Source organism: Achromobacter sp. D7-1, assembly GCF_059760445.1.
Map to the genome: position 1 here is coordinate 30932 of NZ_JCBAMT010000057.1, position 15355 is coordinate 46286.

At 65.6% G+C, this 15355-nt stretch carries 11 protein-coding genes; 4 read left to right on the forward strand and 7 right to left on the reverse strand.

The genetic code is table 11. The features are described from left to right. Window positions 1-3 precede the first annotated feature (3 nt). From AC6LKD_RS21995 to AC6LKD_RS22015, 5 genes are all read right to left on the reverse strand, one after another. The gene (locus tag AC6LKD_RS21995; RefSeq protein ID WP_013391387.1) at window positions 4-564 is read right to left on the reverse strand and encodes a YggT family protein; all 561 of its coding nucleotides are present in this window, start codon (window positions 562-564) and stop codon (window positions 4-6) included. A 182-nt stretch (window positions 565-746) separates the two neighbouring features. Continuing rightward, on the reverse strand, window positions 747-1418 hold the full coding sequence (locus AC6LKD_RS22000) for a histone H1-like DNA-binding protein (RefSeq protein ID WP_498117446.1): 672 nt from the start codon (window positions 1416-1418) through the stop codon (window positions 747-749). 420 nt (window positions 1419-1838) lie between these two features. Next, window positions 1839-3038: a ribonucleotide-diphosphate reductase subunit beta gene (locus AC6LKD_RS22005; protein WP_498117448.1), complete on the reverse strand. Its 1200-nt coding sequence runs from the start codon at window positions 3036-3038 to the stop codon at window positions 1839-1841. A gap of 20 nt (window positions 3039-3058) precedes the next feature. Further along, window positions 3059-5989 carry a ribonucleoside-diphosphate reductase subunit alpha gene (locus tag AC6LKD_RS22010; protein ID WP_492276908.1) on the reverse strand — a complete coding sequence of 977 codons (2931 nt, stop codon included), beginning with the start codon at window positions 5987-5989 and terminating at the stop codon, window positions 3059-3061. Between the two features lie 303 nt (window positions 5990-6292). Continuing rightward, window positions 6293-9799, reverse strand: coding sequence for an indolepyruvate ferredoxin oxidoreductase family protein (locus AC6LKD_RS22015; RefSeq protein ID WP_498117449.1), 3507 nt, complete (start codon window positions 9797-9799; stop codon window positions 6293-6295). Between the two features lie 129 nt (window positions 9800-9928). Here AC6LKD_RS22015 and AC6LKD_RS22020 point away from each other — a divergent pair, with 129 nt between their 5' ends. Then, entirely contained in the window at window positions 9929-10378 is a 450-nt protein-coding gene (locus AC6LKD_RS22020) for an Lrp/AsnC family transcriptional regulator (RefSeq protein WP_008159001.1), read from the forward strand. Window positions 10379-10423: 45 nt separating this feature from the next. Here AC6LKD_RS22020 and AC6LKD_RS22025 read toward each other — a convergent pair whose 3' ends face one another. Continuing rightward, entirely contained in the window at window positions 10424-11389 is a 966-nt protein-coding gene (locus AC6LKD_RS22025; RefSeq protein WP_498117450.1) for a Bug family tripartite tricarboxylate transporter substrate binding protein, read from the reverse strand. Window positions 11390-11449: 60 nt separating this feature from the next. Continuing rightward, window positions 11450-12295 (reverse strand): alpha/beta fold hydrolase, encoded by an 846-nt coding sequence (locus AC6LKD_RS22030; protein WP_498117451.1) that lies wholly within the window; start codon window positions 12293-12295, stop codon window positions 11450-11452. An 85-nt stretch (window positions 12296-12380) separates the two neighbouring features. On the opposite strand from AC6LKD_RS22030, the gene AC6LKD_RS22035 reads away from it, so the two are divergent. The 3 genes from AC6LKD_RS22035 to AC6LKD_RS22045 all read left to right on the forward strand — a co-directional run bounded on the left by AC6LKD_RS22035 (window position 12381) and on the right by AC6LKD_RS22045 (window position 15274). Further along, entirely contained in the window at window positions 12381-13280 is a 900-nt protein-coding gene (locus AC6LKD_RS22035; protein WP_088138264.1) for a LysR family transcriptional regulator, read from the forward strand. Between the two features lie 189 nt (window positions 13281-13469). Continuing rightward, window positions 13470-13976, forward strand: coding sequence for a hypothetical protein (locus AC6LKD_RS22040; protein WP_498117452.1), 507 nt, complete (start codon window positions 13470-13472; stop codon window positions 13974-13976). Between the two features lie 98 nt (window positions 13977-14074). Beyond that, on the forward strand, window positions 14075-15274 hold the full coding sequence (locus AC6LKD_RS22045) for an MFS transporter (RefSeq protein WP_013391396.1): 1200 nt from the start codon (window positions 14075-14077) through the stop codon (window positions 15272-15274). Window positions 15275-15355: the final 81 nt, after the last annotated feature.

Consider the following 15355-nt stretch of genomic DNA (forward strand, 5'->3'; position numbering starts at 1 on the left):
GCTTTACAGGCCCATCATGCGCTGGCTGATGTTGGACAACACCATCAGCAGCACCTGCGCGACGATCAGCAGCACCAGCGGCGAAAAGTCGATCGCGGTGCGCGGCAGCAGGCGGCGGATGGGGTCCAGCATGGGCGCGGTCAGCGCCTGCAGTAGCGGCATCATGGGCGCCATCGGGTTGACCCACGACAGCACGGCCTGGATCAGCGTCAGCCACACCACCAGATTCAGCGCCCATTTGATGGCCATGATCAGGGCCGAGCCCATGGCCTTGGGCAGGTATTCCACCGGAATCAGCGCGCCGATTGCCACCAGCCAGACCAGCACCAGATAGATCAGCGCGGACAGCCACACGGCGACCAGGCTGGTCCAGTCGATCTTGTTGCTGGCGGGAATGATCTTGCGCAGGGGCAGCACCAGCCAGTTGGTGACCTGGTAGATGAAGCGCGACAAGGGGTTGAAGGGGTGCAGCCGTATCGCGTGCATCCAGGCGCGGGCAATCAGCGCCGCGCCGAACAGCGTGAACACGATTTCGAGAAGGAAGCGCAAGATTTCATCGAGCATGGACACGGTCACCCTGAAAAAGAGGAGTCAATTGTCGCACGCCCAAGCGAAAAATCGCCGGCAGGCAGCGCGTGCTCGACGTCTTGGGGAGAGGCCGGCCGATTGCGGACCGGGCGGACATGAAAAAGCCGCCCGGCCTAGGCCAGGCGGCTCTGCGAAGCTAGCGCTTCGAACCGTCCGGATTAGGGACGGCCACCCGTCGGGAACGGCCACGACGCGGCGGGGTTCAGCGCGGTCTTCGCGCCCGGAGCGGCAGCCGTGGACGGCGGCGTTACGGGCTTCTTCGGAGCGGCTTTCTTCGCAGCGGGCTTCTTGGCGGCGGCAGGCTTCTTGGCGGCAGCAGGCTTCTTGGCGGCAGCAGGCTTGGCTGCAGCGGGAGCCTTCTTGGCAGCGGGGGCCTTCTTGGCAGCAGCCTTCTTGGCAGCAGGCGCCTTCTTGGCGACGGCCTTCTTGGCAACCGCCTTCTTGGCAGCAGGAGCCTTCTTGGCGACGGCCTTCTTGGCTACCGCTTTCTTGGCGACAGCCTTCTTGGCGACGACTTTCTTGGCTACGGCTTTCTTGGCGACGGCTTTCTTGGCCACGGCCTTCTTGGCGACGACCTTCTTGGCTACCGCTTTCTTGGCCACGGCCTTCTTGGCGACGGCCTTCTTGGCTACCGCTTTCTTGGCGGCGACCTTCTTGACTGCCGGCTTCTTGGCGGCAACCTTCTTCACTGCCGGCTTCTTGGCAGCGACTTTCTTGACGGCTACCTTCTTGACGGCAGCTTTCTTGGCCGGTGCGGCCTTCTTCGCTACTGCCTTCTTGGCGGCGGGCTTCTTCACCGCTTTCTTTACGGCTTTCTTGGCTGTTGCCATGGTCATGCTCCTTAGGTTCAGGGGTCCCAGAACTTAAACCCGTGCCCCGATCCGCCAACGGCGCATCGTGCCCGGGCTATTCATCGGCGCAAGCCGCTGTTCTGTGCGAGCAACAGCTACTACGGTTTGCGCTAATGAATTCGGCACAGCCATTTGATATGGCCCCCGCTCCTATGGCGCGAGCCATTTCAAATGGCGCCGGCAGGCGACCTGATCACAGGCCGCCGACCGCTTGTTCTACGTGTTCGAAATGCCTCCACGCCGCGCCTTCGGCTCGCTGCCCCCGAGGGGGTGCGCTTTTCCTTGAGACGGCCCAGCGGCAAAACACCCTGACCAGGGAGAGCGTCATCAAGCCTGTCGCGAACGCGACGCTCCTTGCTTCTGGAGCGTGCCCGCGCCGGGCCTGATGACGTACTGCTTTTACTCCCAGCTCAGCGTGCCACCGGTTTGGTATTCGATCACGCGAGTTTCAAAAAAGTTGCGTTCCTTTTTAAGATCGATCATTTCCGCCATCCACGGGAAGGGATTTTCTTCCTGGGGGTACAGCGGTTCGATACCGATTTGCTGGCAACGACGGTTGGCGATGAAGCGCAGGTAGGATTTGAACATAGGTGCGTTCAAGCCCAACACGCCGCGCGGCATCGTGTCTTCGGCGTAAGCGTATTCGAGTTCGACCGCTTTGCGGAAGAGTTCTCGAATTTCTTCGCGGAATTCCGGCGTCCACAGATGCGGATTTTCCAGTTTGACGGTGTTGATCAGGTCGATGCCGAAATTGCAGTGCATGGATTCATCGCGCAGGATGTACATGTACTGTTCGGCGGCGCCGGTCATCTTGTTCTGGCGGCCCAGCGCCAGGATCTGCGTGAAGCCAACGTAGAAGAACAGGCCTTCCATCAGGCAAGCGAAGACGATCAGCGACTTCAGCAGCGTCTGGTCGGCTTCGGGAGTGCCCGTCTTGAAGTTGGGGTCCGCGATCGCGTCGATGAACGGGATCAGGAACTCGTCCTTGGCGCGGATGGACGGCACTTCGTTGTAAGCGTTGAAGATCTCCGCTTCGTCCAGGTCCAGGCTTTCGACGATGTATTGATAGGCGTGCGTGTGGATCGCTTCTTCAAACGCCTGGCGCAGCAGGAACTGGCGGCACTCGGGCGCCGTGATGTGGCGGTAGGTGCCCAGCACGATGTTGTTCGCGGCCAGCGAGTCGGCGGTGACGAAGAAACCCAGGTTGCGCTTGACGATGCGGCGCTCGTCCTCGGTGAGCCCGTTCGGGTTCTTCCAGAGGGCGATGTCGCGCGACATGTTGATCTCTTGCGGCATCCAGTGGTTGGCGCAAGTGGCCAGGTACTTTTCCCACGCCCACTTGTACTTGAACGGTACGAGCTGGTTGACGTCGGTCTGGCCGTTGATGATGCGCTTGTCGGCAACCTTCACGCGTTGCGAGGTGGCGGCGCCGCTGGCGGCCAGGCCGGCCGCGTGTTCAGGCGCGGCGGGCGTGGGCATGGCGGTGTCGCCGAAAACACCGGTCGCCGCCCGGACTGCGGGCGCAGCCTGCCCGCCCGCCGCAGGTGCGGGCGATTGAGCAGCTTGCGTGGCGATGGTGTCGTCTTCCCAATTAATCATGATTCATTCTCCGGAGGCGGTTATTGGCAGGCTTCGCACTCTTCGAAGCCGGGGTCGCCCGGCCGCATGGTGCAAACCGCCCCGAGAACTTCGGGTTCCGGCAAAACAGGTGCAGCAGCGACAGCGGCGGACGTGGACTGGCCTCCTGCGGAAACGGCGTTCAATTCGCCGCCGCGTCCCGTGGACTTCTCGGCGCTGGTGGCGCCCAGGGTACGCAGGTAGTAGGTCGTCTTCAGGCCGCGCTTCCAAGCCAGCTTGTAGGTGTCGTCCAGTTTCTTGCCCGACGCGCCGGCCATGTAGATGTTCAGCGACTGTGCTTGATCGATCCACTTCTGGCGGCGCGACGCGCATTCAACCAGCCAGCTCGGTTCGACTTCGAACGCAGTGGCGTAGAGGTCGCGGAGTTCGGAAGGTACGCGATCGATGCGGGACAGGCTGCCGTCGAAGTACTTGAGGTCGGCGACCATGACTTCGTCCCAGAGACCGAGTTTCTTCAGGTCACGCACGAGGTAATCGTTAACGACCGTGAACTCGCCGGAGAGATTCGATTTGACGTACAAGTTCTGGAAAGTGGGTTCGATGCACGCAGATACGCCAATGATATTGGAAATAGTCGCGGTTGGGGCGATTGCGATGCAATTGGAGTTGCGCATGCCATGTTGTTTGATGCGCGCGCGCAACGTATCCCAATCGAGCGTGCTCGACTCATCGACTTCAACATGACCACCGCGTTCATCACGCAGCATCTTCAACGTGTCTTGCGGCAAGATGCCGCGCGACCACAGCGAGCCTTCATACGATTGATAGCGGCCGCGCTCTTCAGCGAGCAGGCTCGAGGCCCAGTACGCGTGATAGCACACGGCTTCCATCGAACGGTCGGCGAATTCGACGGCGGACTGCGATGCGTAAGGCACGCGCATCATCTGCAGGCAATCCTGGAAGCCCATGATGCCCATGCCCACCGGACGATGGCGCGCGTTGGAATTGCGAGCCTTGTCGACGGCGTAGTAGTTGATGTCGATCACGTTGTCGAGCATGCGCATTGCGATGCTGACGGTGCGTTTGATCTTGTCGTGGTCGAGTTCGAAACCGCCACCGGCAGCCGGCTTCATGTGCGCGACCAGGTTCACGGAACCCAGGTTGCACACCGCGATTTCGGATTCGTTGGTGTTCAGCGTGATCTCGGTGCAGAGGTTCGAGCTGTGGACCACGCCGACGTGCTGCTGCGGCGAACGGATGTTGCAAGGATCCTTGAACGTGATCCAGGGGTGGCCGGTTTCGAACAGCATCGACAGCATCTTGCGCCACAGGTTCAGCGCCGGCATCTTCTTGAAGAGCTTGAGTTCGCCGCTGGCCACGCGCGCTTCGTAGCCCACGTAGGCTTCTTCAAAGGCGCGGCCGTACTTGTCGTGCAGGTCGGGGCAGTCGGACGGCGAGAACAACGTCCACTCGCCGCCTTCCATGACGCGCTTCATGAACAGGTCGGGAATCCAGTTCGCCGTGTTCATGTCGTGCGTGCGGCGGCGCTCGTCGCCGGTGTTCTTGCGCAGTTCCAGGAATTCTTCGATGTCCAGGTGCCACGATTCCAGGTACGTGCAGACAGCGCCCTTGCGCTTGCCGCCCTGGTTGACCGCGACCGCGGTGTCGTTGACGACCTTCAGGAACGGCACGACGCCTTGGCTTTCGCCGTTGGTGCCCTTGATGTGGCTGCGCAGCGCGCGCACCGGGGTCCAGTCGTTGCCCAGGCCGCCGGCGTACTTGGCCAGCAGCGCGTTTTCCTTGATGGCGTCGTAGATGCCTTCCAGGTCGTCGGAGACGGTGGTGAGGTAGCACGACGACAGCTGCGAGTGCAGGGTGCCGGAGTTGAACAGCGTCGGCGTCGAGCTCATGAAGTCGAACGAGGACAGGATCTCGTAGAACTCGATGGCGCGGGTTTCGCGGTCGGCTTCGCGCAGCGCCAGGCCCATGGCCACGCGCATGAAGAACACCTGCGGCAGTTCGATGCGGGTGCCGCGGATGTGCAGGAAGTAGCGGTCGTACAGGGTCTGCAGGCCGAGGTAGCCGAACTGCAGGTCGCGCTTGGCGTTCAGGGCGTGGCCCAGCTTGGTCAGGTCATAGCTGGCCAGATCGGGCGACAGCAGGCCGCCTTCGATGCCGCGGGCGATGAAGGTGGGGAAGTATTCGGCGTAGCGGGCGGCCATGCCGTCCTGCGAGACTTCCTCGCCCAGCACTTCCTTGCGGATCGTGTGCAGCAGCAGACGTGCGGTGACCTGGCTGTAGGCCGGGTCCTTTTCGACCAGCGCGCGCGCGGACAGGATGGCGGACTTGAACACTTCGTCGACGGGAATGCCGTCGTACAGGTTCTTGACCGTTTCCTTCAGGATCGCTTCCGTGTCGATGAATTCGGCCAGGCCTTCGCCGGCGGCTTCGATGGTGGCGCGCAGTTCAGCCAGGTCCAGCGGGCGGCGCACGCCGGCGTCGGTCACGTTCAGCACGTGCTCCTGCGGGGCGGCGGCCTTCTCCTGGGTGTCGGCGGCGGCCGCGGCTGCGGCGCGTTCCTGCGTGCGCTTTTCGCGGTACAGCACGTAGGCGCGGGCAACGTCGTGTTCGCCCGAGCGCATCAGGGCCAGTTCGACCTGGTCCTGGATGTCTTCAATATGGAAGGTGCCGCCGTTGGGGCGGTTGCGCACCAGGGCGTTGACGGCCTGGCTGGTCAGGTTCTCGACCAGCTCACGCACGCGCGCCGAGGCCGCGCCCTGGCCGCCGTTGACGGCCAGGAAGGCCTTGGTCATGGCGATGGCGATCTTGTTGGGTTCGAACCCGACCACCGAGCCATTGCGGCGAATGATGTTGTAGCTGGCCCATTGCCCGCCATTGGCGTCGGCAGGGGAATCGGTTTGCGAGGGCGGCACGGCCGTAGGCCGGGTCACAGAGGCGATCGTAGTCTGCATGGAAGCTCCTGTGCGAAAAGCGCGTAGATAGCGACATGACGACGTCATGTCAGGTACGAAATTGGATCTTTTGAGGGGGTCGCAACGTTCTGGACGGGCTAGTCCAAAAGGCGTGGCCGACGGGAATCAGCGCTTAGGCGACCACAACATGTAGTGTAGCACCCCTCGTTGGACACTAATTCTAGTGATCGAGTACGACAGGGACAAGAAGAAGATAAGACGAAGTTCACAAAAGATTGTTACCAAATGCACTAGGCGCGCCCAGCAAGGCGCGCCCAGGAAGGTGCCGCTCAGAGCGAATGTTTATGCGGTTTTCCGCAGGGGCATATCTTGCGGGGCAGGCGCCGTATAGGTTTGCATCAAGCGGCCCAACTCCGTCCGATACTTCTCGACGTTTGCAGCCTTCACGTGACCGAAGCCGCGGATGGTTTCTGCAAGGCCGGCGATTGTAGCCGCTTGGGCCAGCTTGTCGCGGGTCAACCCTGCAAGCAACTGGTCTATGGTCTGGCGGTACTCGCGCACCAGCGACCGTTCCATCTTGCGTTCGGCGGTATGGCCGAAGGGATCGAACCAGGTGCCGCGCAAGCCCTTCAGGCGCGTCAGCATTTTCAGCGCGGTCATGGTGCGCGGACCTAGCGTCATCTTGCGCGGCACGCCGGTGCGCGGATCCTTGCGCGCGAAGATGGGCGGCGCCATGTGGAAGCGCAGGCTGTAGTCGCCTTCGAACTGGCCCTTCAGCTGGGCCTGGAACGACTCGCCAGTGTAGAGCCGAGCCACTTCGTATTCGTCCTTGTAGGCCATGAGCTTGAACAGGCCGCGCGCGACCGCCAGCGCCAGCCGCGGGGTCTTGGCCTCGGGCGCGAGTTCACGTTCGCGCGCCGCGACGGCTTCGACCACGTCCTGGAACTGGCGGGCATAGCCGGCGTCCTGGTAGGCGGTGAGGTCGTCGATGCGGCGGGCGACGGCGCGTTCGAACGACTCGGGCACATGCAACTGCACCACCTGGGCGCGCGGCCGCAGCGCGCCTTCCAGCGCGTCGGGCTGGTGCGCCGCGAGGCGACCGCTGTCGAACGCGGCCCGGTTGGCGGCCACCGCCACGCCATTGAGTTCGATGGCGCGGTTGATGGCCGCTTGCGATAGCGGCACGCCGCCGCGCTGCCAGGCATAGCCCAGCATGAACATATTGGACAGGATGCTGTCGCCGAACAGGGCCAGCGCCGCTTCATGCGCGTCGATCGCGGCGGTGTTGGATTCGCCCGCCGCGTGGCGGATCTTGGCCAGCAGCGCTTCGGGCCGCATGGCCGCGTCCGGGTTGCGGGTGAAGTCGGAGACCGGCGCGACGTAGCTGTTGACCGTGACCTGGGTATGGCCGCGGCGCAGCGCGCCCAGCGAATCCGGCGCCACGGAGGCGACCGGGTCGCACAGGATCGCGGCGTCGGCCTGCTGCCAGTCCAGGCGCACCGGGCCTGCCGGCGCACCGGCAGGCGCCAGGCGGATGTGGCTGACCACCGTGCCGCCTTTCTGCGCCAGGCCGGTCAGGTCGAGCACGGCGGCGGACAGGCCTTCCAGGTGCGCGGCCATCGACACGATGGCGCCGATGGTGATGACGCCGGTGCCGCCCATGCCGGCCACCAGCAGGCGGTAGGGATGGTCCAGTACGGGCATGGCGGGCAGGGGCAATTGCGCGATCAGTTTTTGCAGGCGTTCCTGGTCGGCCTTGGGCGCGGCGCTCTTCTTGGGCTTGCCGCCCATGACGGACACGAAGCTGGGGCAGAAGCCTTCGGCGCAGGAATAGTCCTTGTTGCAGCTGGACTGATCAATGGCGCGCTTGCGGCCATAGGGCGTTTCCAGCGGCACCACCGACAGGCAGTTCGACTGCACGCCGCAGTCGCCGCAGCCTTCGCAGACGGCGCTGTTGATCAGCATGCGGCGTGCCGGGTCGGGGAACTGGTTCTTCTTGCGGCGCCGGCGCTTTTCGGCGGCGCAGGTCTGGTCGTGGATCAGCACGGTCACGCCGGCGATCTCGCGCAGCTCGCGCTGCAGCGCGTCCAGTTCGCGGCGGTGGTGCACCGTGATGCCGGCGCCCAGGTCCACGCCCTGGTATTTTTCGGGCTCGTCCGTGGTGACGACGATGCGCGTCACGTTCTCGCCGCGCAGTTGCTGGCAGATGCTGGGCACCGAGATCGGGCCGTCGATGGGCTGGCCGCCCGTCATGGCCGTGGCGTCGTTGAACAGGATCTTGTAGGTGATGTTGGCCTTGGCGGCCACGGCCTGGCGGATGGCGAGATAGCCGGAGTGGTAATAGGTGCCTTCTCCCATGTTCTGGAAGATGTGCGGCATCTTGGTGTAGCGCGACAGGCCGATCCAGTCCACGCCTTCGCCGCCCATCTGCGTCAGGCCGCCGGTGTCGCGGTCCATCCAGGCGGCCATGTAGTGGCAGCCCACGCCCGACAGCGCCTGGCTGCCTTCCGGCACCTTGGTCGAGGTGCTGTGCGGGCAGCCCGAACAGAAGTAGGGGCGGCGGCGCATGCCGTCGGCATCGTTGGACAGCGGCGCCTGGCAGGCGAACGCGGACAGGTCGGCCGCCAGCGGCAGGCCGGCGGCGCGGCTGAGCCAGCTGGCCAGCGGCTGCGCCAGCAGGGAAGGACGCAACTGGCCGGCCGAGGGCACCAGCGCTGCGCCGTCGAAGCCTTTCTTGCCGATGACCGAGGGGCGCTCCGGCATATTGAACAGCAGGTCCTTGATCTGGCTTTCGACCACCGCGCCTTTTTCCTCGATCACGAGGATGTGCGACAGGCCGCGCGCGAATTCCAGCAGGCGCTCGCTATCCAGCGGCCAGGTCAGGCCGGGCTTGTAGATGCGCACCGGCGCGTTGGCCGTGACGGTGTCCACGCCCAGGCGCGACAGCGCTTCCATGGTGTCCAGGTGCGCCTTGCCGACCGTGACGATGCCCACGGTCGCCTTGGGCGCCGGACAGGCCAGGCGGTCGATGCTGTGGCGGCGCGCGAACGCGGCCACGGCCTTCATGCGCAGGTTCATGCGCGTTTCGATCGCCAGCGACAGGAAGTCGCGCGCGGAGTATTCGAGCGATTCGGGCGGCATGTCCGGGTCCGCCGGCATGTCGTAGCGCTGGACGGGGGCGGGGACGAAGGAGTGCCCGCATTCGATGGTTTCGGACACGGCCTTGAAGGCGACCCAGGTGCCCGAGTAGCGCGACAGGGCCCAGCCCCAGAGCGCGAAGGTCTCGTATTCGTCGATGGAGGCGGGATGCACGATGGGCATCTGCCAGCCGATCAGCGAGGCCTCGCTGGCATGCGGGATCGAGGACGAGACGGCGGTGTGGTCGTCGCCCACCACCACCAGCACGCCGCCGTTGCGCGATGCGCCCGCGGCGTTGCCGTGATGCAGCGCGTCGCCGGCGCGATCCACGCCCGGGCCCTTGCCGTACCACATGGCGTAGACGCCATCGACGTTGCGGTCGGCGCGCACGCCGGCCTGCTGCGTGCCCATGACGGCGGTGGCCGCCATGTCTTCATTGATGGCGGGCAGGAAGGTGATCTGGTTGGCGTCCAGCGCCTTCTGCGCCTTCCACATGGCCATGTCCACGCCGCCCAGCGGCGAGCCGCGGTAGCCCGAGACGAAGCCGGCCGTGTTCAGGCCGCGCTCGCGGTCCATCCGGGCCTGGGTGAGCATGATGCGCACCAGCGCCTGGGTGCCGGTCAGAAAGATGCGGCCGGAGCTGCGGGTGAGGTTGTCGGCGAGCTGGTACTCGAGGTCCAGCTGGGGTTCGGCGGCGGGGGTACCGTCCATGGTGAATACTCCTGGTTTCGGCACCATGATAGGTTCGCGAGCCATCAGGTTTATTGCGTTTTTGGATCGTGCTATCCCTATAATTCGCAATGAACATTTCGTGTACGACAAAAACCAGGAGACTAAGCGATGGACAAGACCGATATCGGCATCCTCAAGGCCTTGCAGGAGGACGGCCGGGCCTCGGCGCAGCAGCTTTCAGAGAAGGTGGGCCTGTCGGCCGCGCCGGTGTGGCGGCGGGTGAAAGCGATGGAAGCCAGCGGGGTGATCCAGGGCTATAGCGCCCAGGTGGACCGCAGCAAGGTGGGGCTGGGCTGCATGTTCGCGCAGATCAGCCTGGAGCGGCATTCGGCCAATACGGTCGAGAACTTCGAGCGCTCGGTGCGCGACGCGCCCGAGATCCTTGAGTGCTATGCGGTCACGGGGGATTCGGACTTCCTGCTGAAGATCCTGGTGGAAAGCCCGGAAGCCTACGACCGGTTCCTGCACCGCTTCCTGTTCAACATGCCGGGCATACGCCAGACGCGCACCATCGTCGCGCTGCGTGAAATCAAGCACGAGCAGCGCCTGCCGCTGTAGGCGCTGCGGTGCCCTCTCTATATAGATATAGGGAGGGCCGCGAGTTTATTGGGGCTGGATGCCGGAAATCCGGATCCATTCCTTCCAGCGCGCCGTGTCTTCCTTCACGAAGGCGTCGAAGCGGGCCACGTCCATCGATTCCGGCGTCAGGCCCAGGGCGCGCAGCTTGCTGGCGGTGGCCTCGTCCTTGACCGCCGCCTGCATGTGGGCGTTCATCTTTTCCACGATCTCGGGCGGCGTGCCCGCCGGCGCCGACAGGCCCAGCCAGCCGGCGACGACGAAATCCGGATAGTAGGTGGTCATGGTCGGTACGCTGGGCCAGGCCGCTTGCGGCTGGGCGCCGGTGACGGCGATGGGCACCAGCCCCTTGCCGTCGATCTGGCCCATCGCGGTGAGGTAGTCGACGAAGGCGAAGTTGATCTGCTTGCCGCGCAGGTCGGTGATGATCTGCGTGATGTTCTTGTAGGCCGCGCCGGTGATCTCGATGCCGGCGCGCTGCTTCAGGAGTTCCGACGGCACTTGCGAGGACGAGCTGTAGTAGCCAAAGAAGACCTGTCCCGGATGCTTCTTGGCATAGTCGACCAGATCCGGCACCGTGCGGTACGGGCTGTCGGGAGAGACCACGCCGACCGTGCCGAAGGTGCCCAGCATGCCGACCTGGCGGAAGTCCTTCTGCGCGTCGTAGGGCAGACTCTTGTACAGGAACTGGTTGGCGGAGTGGGTGGAGTTGGTGGACAGCAGGAAGGTGTAGCCGTCCGCCGCCGCGTTCTTGGCGGCGTTGGTGCCGACGATGCCGCCAGCGCCGGGGCGGTCTTCGACCACCACGGTCTGGCCGGTCTTCTCGCCCAGGTACTGCGCCAGGGTACGCGCCGTAAGGTCGGCCGCGCCGCCCGCGGCGGACGGCACGATAAGGGTCACGGGCTTCTCGGGCCAGCCGGCGGCGTGCGCCGTTGCGGCCAGCAGCAGGCCGGCGCCGATCAGGGCCGGACGGATATAGCGGGGTATGGACATGCTTGTCTCCTGATGGCGCGGTTGCGCGTCGTTGTCGTTGTTGTGGTTGATCTGCGGGGCTCAGCCGAACTGGCCGCGGTGCCAATCCAGGATGGCGGCGGCGCTGACTTGCCACTGGTCCGCGTACATCATGCAATGCGGCTGCCCGGCAAGCACGGCGTGGGAAAAGCCGAAGCGGCGCGCGATCGCCAGGTCCTGGCCGGGCGGGTGGCGGTCATGCGTGTCCAGTCCGGCTTCCAGGCACAGGCCGGGAGCGCCGATGGCGGCGGCGTCGACAGGCACGCGCAACAGGTAGCGGTCGTTGAGCACTTGCGGGCTTTCGGCGCACAGGCGCTGAGATACCGGCGCGACGTCGCGGTCGGGCGAAGTCGCCAGAAAGCGCGCGCGGATTTCAGCGTCGTTCGGCGCGCGGCGAAGCATGCCCTCGGGGACGGGCGGCAGCGCTTGCGCGCCGGGCAGGTCGCCGGGCGGCGACGGCGCCAGCAGGATCACGCCAGCCACCGCGCGCTGGCTGGCGGCCAGCAGCGCCGGCAGTGCGCCCATGCTGTGGCCGACGACGACCGTGGGGCGCGCCAGCGCGTCCAGCGCGCTGATGACATCCTGGCCCAGATCGGCGATGCCGGCCGACGTAAACGCGTCATCCTGCGGCAGGGCTCCATGGCCGCGCAAGTCCAGCGCCGCGCAGGCCAGGCCGGCGCGGGCGAAATAATCCAGGTAGTGCGCGTAGCACCAGGCGCCGTGGTAGGCGCCGGGCACCAACAGCAGGCCGGGTCTGTCGTCTTGCGGGGCGGCGCCGAGGATCAGGCGGCCCTGGCCGGCAGGGCGGTCGGGCAGCCGGTCGATCAGGCTGAAATCCAGCGGGTCGGTGCAGGCGGGCGGTGGGAACAGCAAGGAGTCGGCATTCATGATGCGGTCATCTTAGGTGGGGTGATTCGATGAGAAAACTTTATTTTTCATATGATTGGATAAGTTTGACTAATCGATGCCAGCCATGCGCCCCTTGCCTGAGATTTCCATCACGCACTATCGCCACTTCCTGCTGGTGGCCGAGCTGCGCAGTTTCCGCGCGGCGGCAGCCCGGGCCTTCCGCTCGCAGCCGGCGTTGTCGCTGTCCATCCGCGAAATGGAACAGCGCCTGGGGCAGCCGCTGTTCGAGCCGGGCAACCGCGGCACGCTCACGCGTTTCGGGCAGGACTGCCTGCCGCTGGCGCGCGAACTGGTGCAGCACCACGACCGCGTGGCGGGGGCGCTGTCGGGACTGGCCAGTAACGAGGCCGGCACCTTGACCATGGCGTCGGTGGCTACCGTGGCCACGCATTGGCTGCCGGAACTGGTAGCTGTGTACCGCGAGCGCTATCCGGCGGTGGCGCTGCGCCTGTTCGACGACAACTCGGAAGGCGTGGAGCGCATGGTGCTGGCGGGCGAGGCGGAGCTGGGCGTATGCAGCCCGGTGTCGCAGGATCGGCGGCTGTCGTTCGAGCCCTTGCTGCGCGACGCTTTCGGCCTGGTGTGCCATCGCGGCCACCCGCTGGCCAGGCGCAAGTCGGTGACCTGGCGCGAGATCGAGGACCTGCCCCTGGTCGGCACCATCGCGCACCGCCAGCTTGCCGGCTATCCGCAGGCGGCCTTCATGCTGGACCGGCAGGTCTTCGTGTCCAACATGATGTCGCTGCTGGCCATGCTGGAACGCGGCGTCGGCGTCACGGTGTTGGCGCGGCTGGGCGTGCCGCCGGACTCGCGCGGCCTGGCCTTTGTGCCGCTGTCCGGCCCGCGCATCGAGCGTGAATTGGGCATCACCCGGCTGGCCGGCCGCAGCCTGTCTCCGGCTGCCGCGCGCATGGAGGAAATGCTGCGCGCGAAGGCTGCCAAACGCGGCCGCACTGTCGCTTGAAACCAACGCATTTTTGCGATTTACGGCCATAAAACAGGCCAATTCCGGGGGCGACTGTTGCGCAATTGCACGCGCTGCGGATCGCCGTTGATTCTTCGCAAACGGCTCTTTAGAGTGCGTGATGTTTGCTGCGCGAGGGATGTGCCGGGATGATCGGCGCGGCGCGTCGACAGACGTGTTGAGGAAGTCATGAGCAGTGTGTATTTGCGTACGGCGGGCATCGCCTGCGCCGTTCTGATCCTGGCCGGTTGCGCCGCCAGGAAACCCGCCACCATCACCGAGGCCCAGCCCGCGGAACCGCCCAAGCCAGTGGCCTGCGTGCCCGCCAAGGCCGGCGATCCGATGATAGGCACGTGGCTGTCGAACACCCGCCCGCGCGACGTCAGCGGCGATCTGCAATCGCTGATCGTGCTGTCCCCCGACGGCACCATGGCCTACGAATCCCTGCTGAAGATCGGCCGCAAGACGCGTCCCGCGCTGCGCGAGACCGGCTGCTGGAGCGTGGCGGACGGCATCTACACGATGCAGACCACCAAGTCCGCCGGTGAACTCGTGGACGCCAACGATCCTATCTACCTGAACCGCTACCGCGTCGAAAAGGTCGAGAAGACCCGCCTGACGATGCGCGAGCTCAAAAGCGGCGGCCAGGTCATGACCGCGCGCCGCATGCCCGCGGGCTACCGCCTGCCTTACTGAGCGTTGCGCCGGGCGGACATTCTGCCCGGCGGCAAAGCCAGGACGGCCGGGCTGGGGTAAGGTGCGGTCTTCAGCCACCGCCCCGTCGCCGGTCATCCATGCCCGCCCTTTCCTCCGAAGCGCGCGCCATCGCGCTGCTTGCCCTGGCCGCCTTCGTCAGCGCCAGCGCGTTCCGCATCTGTGATCCCATGTTGCCGCAGCTCGCGGCGGAATTCGGCACCACCACGGGGCAGGCCGCGCGCGCGGTGACCGCGTTCGCCGTGGCCTATGGCGTGCTGCAGATGTTTTTCGGCCCCCTGGGCGACCGCTACGGCAAGTACCGCGTCGTCAGCATCGCGACCTTTGCCTGCGCCCTGGGCAGCGCCGGCGCCGTGATGGCCGGCTCGCTGGACGTGCTGGTGTTCTGCCGCGTCCTGTCCGGCGCCGCGGGGGCGGGCATCGTGCCGCTGTCCATGGCCTGGATCGGCGACAACGTTCCATATGAACGCCGCCAGGCGACCCTGGCGCGCTTCCTGACCGGCACCATCCTCGGCATGTCGGCCGGCCAGCTGGCTGGTGGCCTGTTCGCCGACACGGTGGGTTGGCGCTGGGCGTTCGCCGCGCTGGTCGGCGGCTACCTGATAGTGGGCGTGCTGCTATTGCTGGAAGTGCGGCGCCAGCAGGTCTCGGGCTTGGGCCGGGTGGACCCGGGCGCGGTGCGCCAGGGTTTCGTGGCGCAGGCGCGGCTGGTGCTGGGCACGCCCTGGGCCCGCATCGTGCTGGCGACCGTGTTCGTCGAAGGGTTGCTGGTCTTCGGCGCCTTGGCCTTCGCGCCTTCCTATCTGCATGAACGCTTCGATATTTCCTTGACCGCCGCGGGCGCGCTGGTGGCCGTGTACGCCGTGGGCGGCCTGATCTATACGGTGGTGGCCGGCCGCATCCTGAAGCGCCTGGGCGAACGCGGCCTGGCGATCGCCGGCGGGCTGGTGCTGGGCGTGGCGTTCCTGTCCTATCTGCTGGGGCCGGTCTGGATGTGGAGCTTGCTGGCCAGCGTGTTGGCGGGCTTCGGCTATTACTTGCTGCACGCCACCTTGCAGACCAACGCGACCCAGATGGTGCCCTCGGCACGCGGCACGGCGGTGGCGTGGTTCGCATCCTGCCTGTTCATGGGTCAGGCGGCTGGCGTGGCGCTGGCGGGCGCGGTGGTCGACGAGATCGGCCCCGGCGCGCTGTTCGGCGGCTCGGCGGCGCTGCTGCCGCTGCTGGGTGCGTTCTTCGCGCGTGCGTTGAAGGCGCGCGCGGCGATCCAGCAGGCCTGAGGGGTTGTCGCAAGTAAACAGGCAAACAGGCAGCCAGACTGAAAACACCGCGGGCCTTGCTCATCCTGGAATGAGCAAGGC

What these genes read in the sequence shown, in the direction of transcription:
- AC6LKD_RS21995 (WP_013391387.1), bottom strand. Translation starts at nt 564, where the DNA reads ATGCTCGATGAAATCTTGCGCTTCCTTCTCGAAATCGTGTTCACGCTG.
- AC6LKD_RS22000 (WP_498117446.1), bottom strand. Translation starts at nt 1,418, where the DNA reads ATGGCAACAGCCAAGAAAGCCGTAAAGAAAGCGGTGAAGAAGCCCGCC.
- AC6LKD_RS22005 (WP_498117448.1), bottom strand. Translation starts at nt 3,038, where the DNA reads ATGATTAATTGGGAAGACGACACCATCGCCACGCAAGCTGCTCAATCG.
- AC6LKD_RS22010 (WP_492276908.1), bottom strand. Translation starts at nt 5,989, where the DNA reads ATGCAGACTACGATCGCCTCTGTGACCCGGCCTACGGCCGTGCCGCCC.
- AC6LKD_RS22015 (WP_498117449.1), bottom strand. Translation starts at nt 9,799, where the DNA reads ATGGACGGTACCCCCGCCGCCGAACCCCAGCTGGACCTCGAGTACCAG.
- AC6LKD_RS22020 (WP_008159001.1), top strand. Translation starts at nt 9,929, where the DNA reads ATGGACAAGACCGATATCGGCATCCTCAAGGCCTTGCAGGAGGACGGC.
- AC6LKD_RS22025 (WP_498117450.1), bottom strand. Translation starts at nt 11,389, where the DNA reads ATGTCCATACCCCGCTATATCCGTCCGGCCCTGATCGGCGCCGGCCTG.
- AC6LKD_RS22030 (WP_498117451.1), bottom strand. Translation starts at nt 12,295, where the DNA reads ATGAATGCCGACTCCTTGCTGTTCCCACCGCCCGCCTGCACCGACCCG.
- AC6LKD_RS22035 (WP_088138264.1), top strand. Translation starts at nt 12,381, where the DNA reads ATGCGCCCCTTGCCTGAGATTTCCATCACGCACTATCGCCACTTCCTG.
- AC6LKD_RS22040 (WP_498117452.1), top strand. Translation starts at nt 13,470, where the DNA reads ATGAGCAGTGTGTATTTGCGTACGGCGGGCATCGCCTGCGCCGTTCTG.
- AC6LKD_RS22045 (WP_013391396.1), top strand. Translation starts at nt 14,075, where the DNA reads ATGCCCGCCCTTTCCTCCGAAGCGCGCGCCATCGCGCTGCTTGCCCTG.